Source organism: Methylophilus sp. 5, assembly GCF_000515275.1.
In the GTDB taxonomy this organism is placed as follows: Bacteria; Pseudomonadota; Gammaproteobacteria; order Burkholderiales; family Methylophilaceae; genus Methylophilus.
Window position 1 is genome coordinate 385,730 of record NZ_KI911560.1, and the last position, 16,226, is coordinate 401,955.

Genomic DNA, 16,226 nt, shown 5'->3' on the forward strand with positions numbered 1-16,226 from the left:
CACGGAGCACGCATGTCATCACACAATATTGTCTTAGGACCCTTACTGGGGCTGGAAGGTGAGCACAACAAAGCCACCACCTACAGTGTTTGCTTTTTGTCAGAAACCGATGTCGATGCCGCAACACTTTCTTATCGCATAGACCAGCAAAGCTTGCAGAGCGAGTTCACCCTCATCAGCAGCCTCAATCGCGGTAAGTTTTGGCGCGCAGAAATCACTATTCCGCTGGCACAGCGAGACCAGGTCTGCCATTACCAGATATTAATAGATGCGCAGCCTGCCAGTGATGCACAAACGCGCAACGCCCTGGTCACTGACTGGGCCTTTTTCTGTCCGGCGGCTAATCAGCGCGTACAACTGGCATTCGCGTCATGCAATGGCTTTTCATCCGACAAACTACGCGCACAGCATCCGGCGCCTATCGACTACCTGTGGCAACGCATGCAACAGCAACAGGTTTTGCATATGGCTGCTATAACCTATAAAGAAGTGGTTGATGCACCTTATGCGGCGCTCATTATGGGCGGTGACCAGATTTATGCAGATGCGATTTTCAATGAAAAACAGCCTTTGTATGCCTGGTCTCTCAAGCCACTCAAAGAACAATTATCGGCACCCGTCTCTGACACACTCAGGCAGCGTATAGATCATTTCTACCTCGACACCTATATCAGAAGCTGGACGAAATCTGCGGCCTTACGCTACTGCCTGGCCAGCATCCCCACCATCATGATGTGGGATGACCACGACATTATCGACGGCTGGGGTTCACAGCCCTATCGGCTGGAAACCAGCCCAACTTACCAGGCCATGTTTGACAGCGCAAAAAAATATTTCACGCTGTTTCAAGTAAGGGGGAACAACCGTGCCTTGCAACAGAACAACGCAGCATCTGCGCACTTTGGCATGACTTTGCGTTTCCGTGACTACGGTTTGCTCGTGATGGACAATCGCAGCCAACGCACTTTGCACAACATTATGGGCAGTGGCAAACAAGACTTCATTCAGGGGTTGGCTGATTTACAAGCAGGCTGGCAAGCCGGTCAGAAACTGCTGGTCTTGAGTGGCGTGCCTTTTCTATACCGGCACTTTTCTGAAAGCGACCGCAATATCCGCCTCAGCATCCAGTTTGACGCCTATGACGATATGGCGGACCACTGGCGTTTTAGCACGCATTACGATGAAATGTGCAGCATTTTGCAGCGCTTGCTGCAGTTTCAAGCGGCCTTGCAGGCGCAAACACCAAGCAAAGTATTTATTATTTCTGGCGATGTGCATGTGGCGGCCAGCGGCGCCTATCGCGAGCAGTCTGGCACGGGCAATATAGTACAACTGATTTCTTCTGGCATTGTGCACCCGCCACCACTTAGCATAGAGCAATCGGTGATCAGGCTTGCCTCAAGCATAGAGCAACCAGACATAGACCTGGGCGGAGGCTGCATATTGTCGGCAAAAATACGCAAAGACGCAGCAGGCAATCGCTTTTTATTCCATCGCAACTACGCCTGCATGCATGAAGGCGGTGACCACAAGGTGTGGGTCAACTGGCATTATGAAACCATCGATTTCCCGAATACGAATGACCTGGCGGCCGGAGCGCAAAAGCTGGTTAGCCCAACACTCGGTTATCAAGTGCTGGGCTTGCCTTATTAGCGGCTCGCGCCCGGCTTTTTGGCTTTGTGCTTATAAGCCGGATTCTTGGTTTGGTTAAAGCCTTTGGGCAAAGGCTTGGCTTGAAAACGGCTGCCATCTGATTGCACAATTTGTTGCAATACCGCCGGTTGATAGGCTGGCACCAAATGCTTCTTACCATTGCCAATCAAATCGGCGCGGCCCATTTTTTTGAGCGCTTCGCGCAGCATGGGCCAGTTTTGCGGGTCGTGGTAACGGATAAACGCTTTATGCAATTTACGGATATTGCCGGTTTTAGCCACCGGCACCGTCTCTGAATCAGGCGTGACCTTACGCAAAGGATTTTTGCCACTGTGATACATGGCGGTTGCCATGGCCATCGGTGTTGGCGTAAAAGTTTGCACCTGGTCGAGGCGGAAATCATTGCGCTTCAGCCACAATGCCAGGTTGATCATATCGTCATCGGTGGTGCCAGGATGCGCCGCAATAAAGTAGGGAATTAAATACTGCTTTTTGCCGGCCTCGGCGCTAAACTTTTCAAACATGCGCTTAAACTCATCATAAGCGCCCATGCCCGGCTTCATCATTTTGCTCAAGACATTCTCTTCAGAATGCTCAGGCGCAATTTTCAAATAACCACCCACATGATGCTGCACCAGCTCTTTGACATATTCCGGCGACTTCACCGCCAGGTCATAACGCAAGCCAGAGCCAATCAGAATTTTTTTAACACCACGCAGGTTACGTGCCTTGCGGTAGAGCTGAATCAACGACGAATGGTCAGTATTCAGGTTTTCACATACGCCAGGGTAAACGCAAGACAATTTGCGGCAGTTTTTTTCGATTTCTTCAGACTTGCAAGACAAGCGATACATATTGGCGGTTGGCCCGCCAAGGTCTGAAATCACACCGGTAAATCCATCGACTTTGTCGCGGATTTCTTCAATCTCGCGCAAAATAGAATCTTCAGAACGGCTCTGGATAATGCGGCCTTCGTGCTCGGTAATCGAGCAGAACGTACAGCCACCAAAACAGCCACGCATGATATTGACTGAAAAACGGATCATTTCCCATGCCGGAATATTGGCGCCGTTATACGCTGGATGTGGAGTGCGCGCATAAGGCAGGTCGTACACGTAATCCATCTCTTTGGTGCTGAGCGGTATCGGCGGCGCATTGAGCCACACTTCGCGGCTGCCATGCCTTTGCACCAGCGCCCGCGCATTGCCAGGGTTGGCCTCCAGATGCAGCACGCGCGAAGCATGCGCATACATTACCGGGTCACTGACAACCTCTTCATAAGAGGGCATGCGGATGACCTGGCGGTCACGCGGCACTTTAGCCGCCTTGAGTGGCAATGGCAAACTGATGGTTGGCGCAACAGGCGCCGCATCCGCTGCCTTGTCATCGGTCGCACAACTGGCATCGCCCTTGCCCATTTTCATGGCATAAGGGTCTTCATGTTTTTCGACCACACCCGGTCTATCCAAGCGGGTTGAAGGCACTTCTACAAATTCTGCAGGCACCTGTTTGCGGATAAATGCAGTGCCGCGGATATCCTGAATTTCGTGTATCGGCTCACCGCGCGCAATACGGTGTGACACCTCAACAATCGCACGTTCAGCATTGCCATACAACAACAAGTCGGCTTTAGAGTCGATGAGTATTGAGCGGCGCACTTTGTCTGACCAGTAATCATAATGTGCAATGCGGCGCAGGCTGGCCTCAATGCTGCCAATCACCAGTGGCACGTCAGAGTAAGCCTCTTTACAGCGCTGCGAATACACCAGCACTGCACGGTCCGGGCGCTTGTTCGCATCGGCATTGGGCGTGTAGGCATCATCAGAACGAATTTTACGGTCTGCCGTGTAACGGTTAACCATGCTATCCATATTGCCAGCGGTCACACCAAAATAGAGATTGGGTTTGCCCAACACCTTAAACGCGGCTGCCGACTGCCAATCAGGTTGCGCAATAATGCCTACGCGAAACCCCTGCGCCTCCAGCAAGCGGCCAATCAAGGCCGCGCCAAAGCTTGGGTGGTCAATATAGGCATCGCCGCTCACCAAAATAATGTCGCAACTATCCCAGCCCAGCACATCCATTTCTGCCCGGCTCATTGGCAGCACAGGTGCCGTGCCAAAGCGTTTGGCCCAATACGGGCGATAGCTGTTAACAGGTTTGGCAATAAGGGAGGTATAGATTTCCACGCGGGTGACCAGCAATGCTTGAGAGTTGCGCATTTTACGCGTTAATTGATTGATTTGAAATCATTTTTCTCAAAAATAATGAGACGGCAAGCTAGCCACAATCACAACAGCCGCTAAATGCATGCACCTGCATAAAAAATGCATGGCGCCAGGCAAACTGTGTGCTGAATCAGACGCTCAGTTCAAAAAGACAGGCATTCGCGCTTAACAGGTGTATTTGTGATTGCAGCGATAGTTAAAGCCCTGTATAACCATGATCAAATGTGGGGTATTTTTTTACATAATAATTATTAAATTAACAATGAAGCATTACACGTTATTCAAAAAAATTCTATTACCTTTAGCAGCCTTTGGCTTGCTCATCGGCTTCATTTCATTTGCCTTTATTTTTAACCACCACCTTAATAACATTGAAGCCAAGGCCAATGAAGAAACCCAAAAACTGGCCAACCTGTTAGTCACGGCCAGAACACTGGTCAGTGAGCATGTGCTCTCCAGCATGGCTTTGCTCAAGCAATACGCCTCGGTAGAGGGCGCACCAAATATACATGGTGTCACCGATATGCTGGGCACCCAGGTGCCAGATTTGCGCTTTGGTGACAGCCCGCAAACCGGCAGAACCATCATGGTTGATTCGGTGACGCGTATTGGCAGTGGCACCGCCACCATTTTTGTTAAACGCGGCCAGCAGTTTTTGCGCATTGCCACCAACGTGAAAAAAGCGGACGGCAGCAACGCCTTTGGCACCGAGCTAAACCCTTATGGCAAGGCGATAGAAAAACTACAAAAAAATGAAACCTACTATGGTGTGGTCGATATCCTGGGCGAAGCTTATTTATCGCGCTATGAACCGATGCACGACAACCAAGGCCACGTCATTGGCGCCTGGTATGTAGGCTATAAACTGGATTTCAATGCTATTGACCAGGCGATCCGCCAATGGGGGTTTTTAGAAAAAGGCTTTGTCGCCATCACCGATGGCCATGGCAAGATTCGCTTTTTAACCGGGGGCATTAGCAAACTGCAAGCAGTGACGGCGCTGGAGGACAAACAGCAGCGCTGGAAAAAAGTCACTAAAGAAGTGCCTGAGTGGGACTTTCAGATCAATATATTGTATCCCGTCAATGAGGCTTACTGGTCGGCACTGGGTGCGCTGTCACCGGTGATGATCATCGCATTAATTCTGACCCTGGTGGTGTTAATCGCCATGATCAGTGGCCTGCAACGCTTTGTTTTAAACCCTTTGGGCGGCGAGCCAGAGACGGCAAAATTGCTATTGATGCGCATAGAAAGTGGCGATTTTGCCGAGGACCATATTTCGGCCACACCAGACACACTGATCGCCAATATGGTCAAAATGCGGCGGCGCCTGCGTGAAATGGTGAGCCAGATACAAGCCAGTGCCAATCGGCTGAAAGTGTCTGCCAGTGTGTTTGACCATGCGCACGATGCCATTTTTATTACCGATGAACGCGGCCTGATTGTGCAATGCAATCCGTCGTTTAGTGTCGTCACCGGCTATGCGCAAGCAGAGGCGATTGGCCAATCGCCTGCGGCATTAGGCCTGGCCTGCCAACAGCCTGACTTTTTTCAAAACCTGTATACCGGGGCGCATGCGTTTCAAGAATGGCAAGGCGAGGTATGGAACAGGCATCATCAAGGGCACGATTACCTGGTAGAGCTCGAGCTGTCACCGGTAATGAACCAGGCGGGCGGGTTTCAACATTATGTAGGTTTGTTTTCAGACATTACGCGTGCCAAAGAGCAGCAAAACATGCTGGAGCACCTGGCTTATCATGATGTATTAACACAGTTGCCTAACCGCGTACTCTTCTCGAGCCGCCTGCAACAAGCCTTGCTGGAGGCTGAGCGTCAACAATCGCTGGTGGCAATTTGTTACATAGACCTCGACGACTTTAAAATTGTGAATGACCAGTACGGACACGAGTTTGGTGACAAACTACTGATGCAACTGGCGGGCCGTCTCACTGGCATCCTTAAACCGCAGGATACACTGGCCCGCCTGGGCGGCGATGAATTTGCCATGTTGTTGTGTGGTGGCCGCACGCAAACCGAATACACCCGCTTACTCAAAAAATTGCTGAGCGCGATTGAAAAACCGTTTTCGATTGATAAATTCAAATTTTCGATTTCAGCCAGCATTGGTTACACGCTTTACCCGATTGACCACAACCCGCCTGACACCCTGCTGCGGCATGCGGATCATGCCATGTATCACGCCAAAACACATGGCGGACATCAGTTCCACTTGTTTGACCTGGCCTCGGCACAACAATCGCAGCAACAGCAACTACTATTGCGCGACCTGCTCAATGGCATTCAAAACAGCCATATCAGGCTGGTTTACCAACCACAAGTGTGTATGCAATCGGGCAAACTGTTTTGCTTTGAGGCCTTGCTGCGTTGGCAGCACCCGTTGCGCGGCTTGTTGTATCCAAATGATTTTCTTAACGCGGTTGAACACACCAGCCTGATTATTGACATTGGTCACTGGGTGATTGAAGAAAGTCTGCGACAACTCACAGAATGGCAAACGCAGGGCCTGCACACCCAGGTATCAGTGAATATTGCAGCACAACATTTAATGCATAAACAGTTTACCGACCAATTGGCGAGCCTGTTTAAAAAGTACCCCGACATCAAACCGCAACAACTGCATATTGAAATTACCGAAAGCGCAGCCATCAGTGACTTTGCCCGCGTCAACCGCGTGATTCAACAATGTCAGTCGCTTGGTGTCGCCTTTTCGATTGATGACTTTGGCTCAGGCTACTCCTCATTAATTTATCTGCGTCGCCTGCCGGTAGACATTATCAAAATCGACCAGTCGTTTATACACAATATGCTAAGCAACCAGGAGGACCTGGCTGTGATTAGAGGCGTGGTCACGCTGTGCCGGGACTTTGGTCGTAAAGTGGTGGCAGAAGGCGTGGAAAAAGCTGAGCAGGCGCATATTCTGGCCGAGCTGGGCTGCGACTACGCACAAGGCTTTGGCATTTCACGTGGCATGCCAGGCAACAAGGTAATAGAATGGGCAAGCAAGCACGATCCTTATCAATTTAACTAACGTTTATGCGCGAACATTACTACCCGCTACCCGGCGGGCCAGTACTCATTCTGGATACAGAGACGCCTTTTCCACCATTGCAGCAGGCATTGACCGAGCCCAACGGGCTCATTGCGATTGGTGGCGACTTAACTGCACACAGGCTGCTGGCTGCTTACCGGCAAGGCATTTTCCCCTGGTTTAGCCCGGGCGAACCCGTGCTCTGGTGGAGCCCAGACCCACGTATGGTGTTGTTTCCTGACACCTTAAAAATCAGCCGCTCATTACGCAAAGTCATACAGCAACATGCTTTTGAAATTCGCTTTAACACAGACTTTAAAGGCGTGATACAAGCCTGTGCGGCCACACCGCGCCCCGGCCAGCCTGGCACCTGGATCACTGACGACATGATTGATGCCTATCACCAATTGCATCGGCTAGGTTATGCCCATAGCGTAGAAGCCTGGCAACACGGCCAACTGGTGGGTGGCTGCTATGGCGTGAAAATTGGCCGCATGTTTTATGGCGAAAGCATGTTTCACCATGTCAGCAATGCGTCTAAAGTCGCATTTGCGCATTTAGTGCAATGGTTAAACACGCAACAAGTCGGTATGATTGATTGTCAGATGCATACGCCACTGCTGGCAAGCTTTGGCGCGTATGAAATCCCCAGAGACCGATTTATCGCGCAATTAAACGCGCTGGTGCAATATGACGTTACCTAACGATGCTCCACTACAAAAGCTGCAGTTTTATGTCACCACGGCCTACCCGTGTGGCTACCTGTCAAAAAAACTGGCGCAAAGCCTGATTGCCACGCCGCAAAACCTGGTCGATGGCCCCGTCTACAGTGGACTGATTCAACAGGGCTTCAGGCGTAGCGGCAAATTTGCTTACCGCCCGCACTGCGAACACTGCAGTGCTTGCATCTCAGTGCGTTTGCCCGTCAATGTTTTTCAAATCACCCGCAGCCAGCAACGTGCCTTTAAAAAACATGCTGAGTTGCAAGTAACCATTGTTGAAGCCAGCTATGAGGCTGAGCATTTCGCGCTGTATCAAGCTTATCAGCAACAGCGCCATCACCATGGCCCGGACCATATTGCAGACCAGGAAGACGACGCTGCGCAGTATCAGCAGTTTTTGTGTCAGAGCAATGTTGAAAGCATCATGGTGGAGTTTCGCGATGCGCAGGGCACCCTCAAAATGGTGAGTGTGATCGACATCGTGATGGATGGTTTGTCTGCGGTGTACACCTTTTACGACACGACTGACAAAGCCAGCTACGGTACTTATAGCATTCTGTGGCAAATCGCCTGGGCCAAACAACTAGGCCTCCCCTATTTATACCTGGGCTACTGGATCGCCGACAGCCAGAAAATGGCCTATAAGCAGCAGTTTCAGCCACAAGAAAAACTGGTGGATGGCGAGTGGGTCGCCTAATGCTAACCATGGCAGCCATGCATGGGCGCTGCAATCAACAATGAAATATACGCCACAATCACTCGCCAAGCAGTTTTGCCTGGGCGCGTATGTCAATACGGTAGATGCGTCGCTCTGGCGAGAAACCTTCGAGTACCTTGCCAAACGCAAAGACGACACCGTGTTTGATAAAAGCGCGATTGCTGCCTTGTGGGCGCAATATGGCGGCGACTTGCGCGCAAAAATCAAACAGGATGCCTTGGTGCTGGCCGTGCTCAAACGCGCATTACCAGGGTATCACGGCGATAGCCGGACCTTATATCGCGGTGAAAGCTGGTTTTTATTTGACCATGACCAGATTGGTTTTTGCTGGACCGCCTCGGAGGACATCGCCACGACTTATGCCAAAGGCCTCAATGCGGTAGATTCCGGTGGTGTGCTGCTCAAATGCTATGCGCCAGCGGAGGCCATTTTGGCGATGCAAGACAATGTATTCATTTGCGACCCCGCACGATTACTGCGTTTGAGCACGCTGGGGCTGTTTCCCAAGTTGTAACGGCTACCTGGCCCATTGGCCATAGCCTTTAAACTGGGCGTGCACTGCTCGCATTTGCTCAGGTGTTAACAGTGTTGGCTCACCAAACTGCAATAACCGCCAATACTGCTCACACAAACCCTCTACCTCAACTGCAATCGCCAGTGCCTGCGGCAAACTCTTGCCTATAGCGATCATGCCATGATGCGCAAGTAAACAGGCTTTACGGTCTTGCAACGCCGCCATCGCCCCATCAGACAAGGCCTGTGTGCCAAACAAGGCATAAGGCGCACAACGAATATCGTCACCGCCAGCGGTGGCGATCATATAATGAAATGGCGGCACAGCGCGCCCCATGCAAGCAATAGTCGTCGCAAACATGCTATGACAATGCAGCACCGCATTCACCTCTGGCCGTGCTTGCAAAATATCGCTATGAAAACGCCACTCACTCGATGGTTTTTTACCAGCCTCTGGCCTGCCCTGCCAATCCATATACACCATGCTGTCCTTGCTGAGCTGCTCCGCAGGCACGCCAGACGGCGTAATCAAAAAGCCATCATCCAGGCGGATGCTGGCATTGCCAGAGCTGCCTTTATTGAGCCCAGCCTGTGCCATCTGCTGGGCGGTATGCAGCAATTGTTGTGCGGGGGTAGGCGTGCTCATAATGATGGCTCCAGACGTTCTAGCTGTTCAGGGGTAAACACGCCCTGCTCGGTGATAATGCCGGTCACCAGCCGGGCCGGCGTGACATCAAATGCAGGGTTAAGGGCCGTGCTTTCATGCGGAATCACGCGTATGCGCTGCACTTGCCCATCCACAGCCTGCCCTTGCATATAAGCCACCTCGTCGGCATCACGCATTTCAATTTCAATATCCGCGCCACGCGCCAGTTGCCAATCAATGGTCGGCGTAGGCACCGCCGCATAAAATGGCACGTTCTGGTCAAACGCCGCCAGCGCCTTTAAATAAGTGCCTATTTTGTTACACACGTCACCCTCACGCGTCACGCGATCAGCGCCCACAATCACCATATCCACCTGCCCGTGCTGCATTAAATGGCCGCCAGCATTATCGGCAATCACCGTATGTGGCACGCCATGTTGCGCCAGTTCCCAGGCGGTTAAACTTGCCCCCTGGTTACGTGGACGCGTTTCGTCTACCCACACGTGCACCTTCAGGCCTGCATCATGTGCCGCATAAATCGGCGCCAGCGCAGTGCCGCCATCCACCGTTGCCAGCCAGCCCGCATTACAATGGGTGAGAATATTCACCATCTGTTGCGCGTTGACCGTGCCCTTCGCCGCAATCAGCGCCTTGCCATGCTGGCCCAAGGCCAGGTTCTGTGTCACATCTTCGTCGGCAATCGCTTGTGCCAGTCGCCAGGCAGCGGCCGCACGTGCAGCCTCAGGCAATGCCAGCAACGCTTGCTGCATACGTCGCGCGGCCCATGCCAGATTCACTGCCGTTGGCCGGGTCGCACACAACTGAGCAACGACCGCATGCAGATGCGCATCGCTGGTAGCGTGCTGCATCCCCAACGCCACACCGTAAGCGGCGGCGGCACCAATCAAAGGCGCACCACGCACTTGCATGCTGCGAATGGCATGACACATTTGTGCCAGAGTTGTCACGTCAAGCGTCACAAACTCAAACGGTAAACGGGTTTGATCAATCAGGCAGACGGCATCGCCTTGTTGCCAGATGGTACGAAAATGTTGTTGTTTGATACGCATAAAAAGGAGTTTACTGACGAGTCGCCATTAATTGTAAAAGTTGTAAAAGGCCTTGCTTTTCCTGTAGGACAAACACCGTATTTTTCCATCCACAAAATCTGTGGATAACTTTGTGGATTGCTGTGTCTTAATTCCGTAACTTACCAATTTAAAAGGACTTTTTCCGAAAGTTCATTTTTTAATCTATTTTTTTATTCAATAAAATCAATAACTTACAATGCACCACTATAATTGAAACACTTTCGACACATTCTTAATGTGTCACTTTAAGTCATGTGCATAAATGGGCTATTTTCGGTAAAACTTGTGTAGAATTTTTGCCTATCATTTCAAGGAGTTGCGAAGTTTCCAAGCCACGAATTAGGCATAATTCCGCCGCTATTCTTTTTAATTGTGCCGGGCTGTTTCGCCCCTGATGGCCGATCCAGACCGGGGGAATATCAGGGGCATCCGTCTCTAACACCAGCTGTTCCAACGGCAACTCTGCCGCCAACTGACGGATTTTTAATGCGCGCGGCCAGGTCATGGCGCCGCCAAAGCCTAACTTGAATCCTAGCTGCTCAAAAACCGCCGCTTGCTGCATGCTGCCATTAAACGCATGCGCAATGCCTCCACGCACGCGATGCTTGCGCAAGTATTTGAGGATGCTATCTATCGCGCTGCGCACATGCAAAATGACAGGTAACTCAAATTGTTTGGCAATTTGTAGCTGCCCTTCAAACAAAGCGATTTGTCTGGCTTCGTTATCACGTGTCAGGTAAAAATCGAGGCCGATTTCACCAATCGCCAGTAATTGATGCGCCTGCGGGCCTGCCAGTACCGACGCAACGACCGCCTGCAACTGCTGCAAGGCATCCTCTGGCGCTTGCGCAACATACATGGGATGCCAGCCCAGTGCAAACCCAGCCTGCGGGTGCTGTGCGCACCACTGCATAATGGGCTGAAAAGTCGTTTGCGTCACCGCCGGGATGACCACGGCACGCACGCCTTGCGCTTGTGCATCCCGCCACACCTGGTCGCGATCTGCATCGAATTCGCTGGCATCAAGATGGCAATGGGTGTCTATCAGCATTGAAAATCAAGATTGCAATTTAGCCTGGATACGCAGATCCTGGCCGAACTGGCGCACATCGAGCATATTCAACTCACGCACCGCGGACATCTGCGTGAGCTCGGGCAAAGCAAACATGCCACGGGCAGTATCCCCCATCAGTTTAGGCGCGTAATACAGCAATAACTCGTCAACAATCCTGCTTTGCAGAAACGCGCCGCTTAACGTGGCTCCAGCCTCAATCAGCACCTCATTGCATGGCAAGGCCGTTAAAGCCTGCATGAGCACAGCAAGATCGACCTGTGCTTGGGGCGCCAGTAAATCTGGCGCATGCAAGGTGCGTACGCCCATCACCTGCAATACCTCCAGCTTGGCCGCATCGCCTTGTGCATAAGCTACCAGCGCGTTACCATCCTGCAACACCTTAGCATCAATCGGGATGCGCAACTGGCTATCAACAATCACGCGCAACGGTTGCCTGGGCGTTTTAACCTCACGCACAGTCAGGGAGGAGTTGTCTTTTAATATGCTGGCAATACCGGTCACAATGGCACAACTTTGCGCACGCCAGTGATGCACGTCTTTGCGGGCCGCCGCCGAGGTAATCCATTGGCTGTCACCATTGGCTAGCGCGGTCCGGCCATCCAGGCTGGCAGCTACCTTGAGGCGGACGTAAGGCCGCTGCTGCGTCATGCGCTGGATGAAGCCCGGATTCAAGGCGCGAGCCTGTGCCTCGCACACGCCGACAGTCACCGCGAGACCCTGCGCCTGCAAGCGGGCAATGCCATTGCCTGCCACCAACGGATTAGGGTCCTGCATCGCCACCACTACCCGGCTGATGCCTGCATTGACCAAGGCATCGGCACAAGGCGGGGTGCGGCCAAAATGGCTGCACGGCTCCAGTGTCACATAGGCTGTTGCGCCACGCGCCTGCTCACCAGCCGCACGCAAGGCGTACACCTCGGCATGCGGCTCACCGGCTTTGAGGTGTGCGCCCTCGCCGACCACCTGGCCATTGCTGACAATCACGCAGCCCACACGCGGATTAGGGGTCGTTGTATACAGGCCCCGCGCAGCCAGTCGCAACGCGCGCGTCATCCATTCAATATCTTGTGAAGTCACTTGCATAGGTTGCCTATGATACAAAAAATCCCGTGCTTGCGGTTTTTTTGTACACAACACCGCTTTTTTTGAGCACCTAGACTCACGCACAAGCGCGAACTGTCGAATACCGTGGTATTTGCCAGTTTTTTTAAGCTTAGACCGCGCGCGTGAGGGCGCTACACTGGGCTATGATTTATATCGCCGATCCCAATCCATGGCTGGCCCTGTATGCGCAACCACTGCATACACGCCTGAGCCCGCCCACCACTGACTTGCAAGACTTCCTCTCAGAATATGGCCGCACGCACGGGCTAGCTGAACCCGTGGAGCTGGCCTCAAGCACAGACTGGCAGAACGACCTTGCGCAGGCACTGGCACCGCTCCCTGAGAGCCTGCTGGATACATTGAGCAAATCCATACTCGGTATTTTCTTTGCCAGCGGCCTGGATGCTTCGGGCTTTACCGACATGGTTGCACTAGGGGATGGCAGTAACAATATTGGCTTTATTATTGTGCTCGACAGTCAGGCATTTGCGCATACCTCGGCAAATGCCTGGGCCAGCTGGAAAGAAAACTCAGCCTTTATTGCAGACCCGCAGGTTCAAATCAGTGTAGAGATCGCCGCGCCGGAAAACGATCATCGCATACAGGCACTGCGCTTTCTGCTATTGCATGAGTTCGGCCATATACTGGCCACGATGACGGACCTCTGTCCGCAGGACTGGTCATTCTCGTTACCCAAGCTGGCAGGCAACTTTAGCAAGCTAAGCTGGCAAACCAGTGGCAGCAAGGCTATCCGGCCAGAACAAAATTTTCCGCATCGGGAGAAGATCAGCTTCTATCGCCAGCCGACACTGCACGCAAGCCAGGCATTAGACCTGTACCGTGACCTGGCCAGAACGTCGTTTCCCACCTTATACGCCAGCATGGATGTACAAGAAGACTTTGCCGAGTGCTTTGCCACCTATGTGCATACAGAATTACTGGGGCAGCCATACCACATGCAGCTGACAATTGGCGGCAGCCCGGTCTATCGCAGTGATGATTTCTGGGCGTCGCCCCGTACCAGCGAAAAAAAGCGTTACATGCAAAACTTGCTTGAAGCCTTAGCTCATAATGATGCAAGCCATACGTTTCAAGGGCTCGCGCCTTTTCTACGCATGAGCCTCAACGGCGCAGACTTGCGGTCGCATGCACAATCGCTATTGGTACAGGCCAATCAGGATCAGGAAAATGCCATCTTGTGGATGAACCTGGCCATTGGCTTTTTATGCTTGAAAATGCGCGACATGGGCCTCGCAATTCAGGAACAAGCATTATCCTTGCAACGGCTATACCGCCGCCCGGCCAACTGTCAGCCGCCACGCTTCCGCTTGCTGATGATTATGACGCCAGGCGATTTGTCTGAAAACACCCCGATTGATTGTTTGCTGGAAAACAGCCCGGTCGAGCTACTTTATTACTACGCGTCGGTCGAGCAGCCTTTGCCATCCCCTATGCCTGTGCATGACGCGGTGATGGTCGCCCTCTCAGATAGCCAGGCCAACCGCGCGTTGTTGCTGGCGGTACAAGCCAGCCTGCTTGATCATGCACGACCAGTGATTAACCCGCCGCACCTGCTGCCTAACGTCAACCGCGACCAGTTAAGTGAGCTATTACAAGGCATCACCGGCCTGGATATGCCACGCACACACAAATTGACCCGCAGCCAGGTGGTCACGCGTCTGAGCATGCAACGCCCAGTAGACGTAGCTGACCCGAATGCCTTACCTAGCTTGCCATTAATTATTCGCCCGGTGGGTTCGCAGGCCGGTAATGACCTCGCCAGAATCACACAGCCTACCGAATTGGCAGACTATTTAAAACAAGTCCAAAGCACTGCCTTTTTTGTATCGCGCTTTGTCGATTACAGCAGCCAGGATGGCCAGTTTCGTAAATACCGTATTGCCATGCTGTGCGGCCAGCCGTTTATTTGCCACATGGCGATTTCGAGTGACTGGATGGTGCATTACGTCAATGCCGGCATGTACGACTCTGCCGACAAGCGGGCGGAAGAAGGCGCATTTATGCAAAATTTTGCCAGCTTTGCCACGCGCCACCAATCGGCGCTAGCCGCCATTTACCAGCGTTTGCAGCTCGACTACTTGTGCATAGATTGCGCTGAAACCCAAGACGGCCAATTACTGGTATTTGAAATCGACCACATCATGGCCGTCCACGCCATGGACTCTGCCAGCCTGTTCCCGTTTAAAGCTGGGCAGATCGGCAAATTACAGCAAGCCTTTGAGCAATATTTATATGCATTACAGCCGCAACCTTTATTGGAGAGCGCATGATGAAACTAAATGCCAATCAACTCAACTTTTCTGGCGGCCCTGGTGCCCTGCCTGAAAGCGTGTTACAACAATTGCACACCGCTATGCTGTGTGTGCCAGAAGTCGGCTTGTCTATTTTAGGCATCAGCCATCGCTCTGAATGGTTTGCGCAAGTGGTACATGAGCTGGAAGACAATATCCGTCACTTAATGGGTTTGCCGCAAACCACGCGCGTGCTGATGATGCAGGGCGGTGCCACCCAGCAATTCTCGATGTTGCCGATGAGTTTGCTACGCCATGGGCAGTCGGCAGACTACATCCATAGTGGCTACTGGAGCGGCAAGGCGATTAATGAGGCGGAGAAATCCGGAAAATTGCAATTGGCCTGGAGCGGTAAAGCGGACCAATTTGGCCGTTTGCCTACAGATGCCGAGTTACAGCTCTCTAAAGATGCCGCTTATTTTCACTACATATCGAATGAGACGGTAGAAGGCTTGCAGTTTCACCGCGTGCCTGGCCGCGACGACGTGCCGCGCATCTGTGATATGTCGTCAGACCTGTTGTCTGCGCCTGGTGACTTTAACCGCTACGCCATGATCTACGCCCATGCGCAGAAAAATATCGGCCCGGCCGGGGTCACCGTGGTGATTCTGCGCGATGACTTTATGAATAGCCTGCCTGATGATTTACCAGGCTTTATCAACTATCACGCCCAAGCCGATGCGCACTCTATTTACAACACGCCACCGGTGTTTGCGATTTATAGTGTCTTGCTGGTCACGCGCTGGTTACGTGATGAAATGGGCGGCTTGCACAATATGGCCAAACGCAACCAGGCCAAGGCAGACTGTTTGTATCAGGTACTGGACGACCACGCCGACTTTTACCGTGGACGTGCGGCCGTGGCCGACCGCTCTAAGATGAATGTGGTGTTTAATTTGCCAACCGCCGAGATTGAGCAAGCGTTTTTTCAGCAAGCACAATTGGCTGGCTTTTCAGGCTTGAATGGCCACCGCAGCATAGGTGGCATCCGTGCTTCGATTTATAACGGATTAGAGATTGCAGCCGCTGAGCAGCTGGCGGCATTTATGCAGACATTTCGTCAGCGCTATAAAGCGACAACAGCTACTGTAGCCTCATCGCCTGCCTACGCTTAA

The 16,226-nt window shown here is 52.2% G+C and carries 12 protein-coding genes; 7 read left to right on the forward strand and 5 right to left on the reverse strand.

The annotated features are described in order from the left end of the window. The first annotated feature begins 12 nt into the window (after nt 1-12). Nucleotides 13-1,653 carry an alkaline phosphatase D family protein gene (locus METH5_RS0101660; RefSeq protein WP_029146864.1) on the forward strand — a complete coding sequence of 547 codons (1,641 nt, stop codon included), beginning with the start codon at nt 13-15 and terminating at the stop codon, nt 1,651-1,653. Here METH5_RS0101660 and METH5_RS0101665 read toward each other — a convergent pair. Further along, complete coding sequence (locus tag METH5_RS0101665) at nt 1,650-3,875, reverse strand: YgiQ family radical SAM protein (protein WP_029146865.1); 2,226 nt, start codon at nt 3,873-3,875, stop codon at nt 1,650-1,652. The two genes, METH5_RS0101660 and METH5_RS0101665, sit on opposite strands and share 4 nt — an antisense overlap. A gap of 322 nt (nt 3,876-4,197) precedes the next feature. Between METH5_RS0101665 and METH5_RS0101670 the strand changes: the two genes are divergently transcribed. Genes METH5_RS0101670 through METH5_RS0101685 form a run of 4 tightly spaced genes read left to right on the forward strand, consistent with a single transcriptional unit; the run spans nt 4,198 to nt 8,884 of the window. Continuing rightward, entirely contained in the window at nt 4,198-6,930 is a 2,733-nt protein-coding gene (locus METH5_RS0101670; protein WP_232410897.1) for an EAL domain-containing protein, read from the forward strand. Between the two features lie 5 nt (nt 6,931-6,935). Further along, nucleotides 6,936-7,634 carry a leucyl/phenylalanyl-tRNA--protein transferase gene (aat, locus tag METH5_RS0101675; protein ID WP_029146867.1) on the forward strand — a complete coding sequence of 233 codons (699 nt, stop codon included), beginning with the start codon at nt 6,936-6,938 and terminating at the stop codon, nt 7,632-7,634. Then, nucleotides 7,621-8,349 carry an arginyltransferase gene (locus METH5_RS0101680; RefSeq protein WP_029146868.1) on the forward strand — a complete coding sequence of 243 codons (729 nt, stop codon included), beginning with the start codon at nt 7,621-7,623 and terminating at the stop codon, nt 8,347-8,349. Before aat ends, METH5_RS0101680 begins: the two co-directional genes overlap by 14 nt. 40 nt (nt 8,350-8,389) lie before the next feature. After that, complete coding sequence (locus METH5_RS0101685; protein WP_029146869.1) at nt 8,390-8,884, forward strand: hypothetical protein; 495 nt, start codon at nt 8,390-8,392, stop codon at nt 8,882-8,884. A 3-nt stretch (nt 8,885-8,887) separates the two neighbouring features. Here METH5_RS0101685 and METH5_RS0101690 read toward each other — a convergent pair whose 3' ends face one another. The 4 genes from METH5_RS0101690 to ribD form a co-directional block, all read right to left on the reverse strand. Further along, the gene (locus tag METH5_RS0101690) at nt 8,888-9,529 is read right to left on the reverse strand and encodes a class II aldolase/adducin family protein (RefSeq protein ID WP_029146870.1); all 642 of its coding nucleotides are present in this window, start codon (nt 9,527-9,529) and stop codon (nt 8,888-8,890) included. Beyond that, nucleotides 9,526-10,599, reverse strand: a complete 1,074-nt coding sequence (gene mtnA / locus METH5_RS0101695; protein WP_029146871.1) for an S-methyl-5-thioribose-1-phosphate isomerase — start codon at nt 10,597-10,599, stop codon at nt 9,526-9,528. Before mtnA ends, METH5_RS0101690 begins: the two co-directional genes overlap by 4 nt. Nucleotides 10,600-10,870: 271 nt before the next feature. Beyond that, nucleotides 10,871-11,671: a TatD family hydrolase gene (locus METH5_RS0101700; RefSeq protein ID WP_029146872.1), complete on the reverse strand. Its 801-nt coding sequence runs from the start codon at nt 11,669-11,671 to the stop codon at nt 10,871-10,873. 6 nt (nt 11,672-11,677) lie between these two features. Next, nucleotides 11,678-12,778, reverse strand: a complete 1,101-nt coding sequence (gene ribD / locus METH5_RS0101705) for a bifunctional diaminohydroxyphosphoribosylaminopyrimidine deaminase/5-amino-6-(5-phosphoribosylamino)uracil reductase RibD (protein WP_029146873.1) — start codon at nt 12,776-12,778, stop codon at nt 11,678-11,680. Nucleotides 12,779-12,942: 164 nt separating this feature from the next. On the opposite strand from ribD, the gene METH5_RS0101710 reads away from it, so the two are divergent. Both METH5_RS0101710 and METH5_RS0101715 read left to right on the forward strand, forming a co-directional pair. Continuing rightward, nucleotides 12,943-15,090, forward strand: a complete 2,148-nt coding sequence (locus METH5_RS0101710) for a RimK family alpha-L-glutamate ligase (protein WP_029146874.1) — start codon at nt 12,943-12,945, stop codon at nt 15,088-15,090. After that, the gene (locus METH5_RS0101715; protein ID WP_029146875.1) at nt 15,087-16,226 is read left to right on the forward strand and encodes a phosphoserine transaminase; all 1,140 of its coding nucleotides are present in this window, start codon (nt 15,087-15,089) and stop codon (nt 16,224-16,226) included. Before METH5_RS0101710 ends, METH5_RS0101715 begins: the two co-directional genes overlap by 4 nt.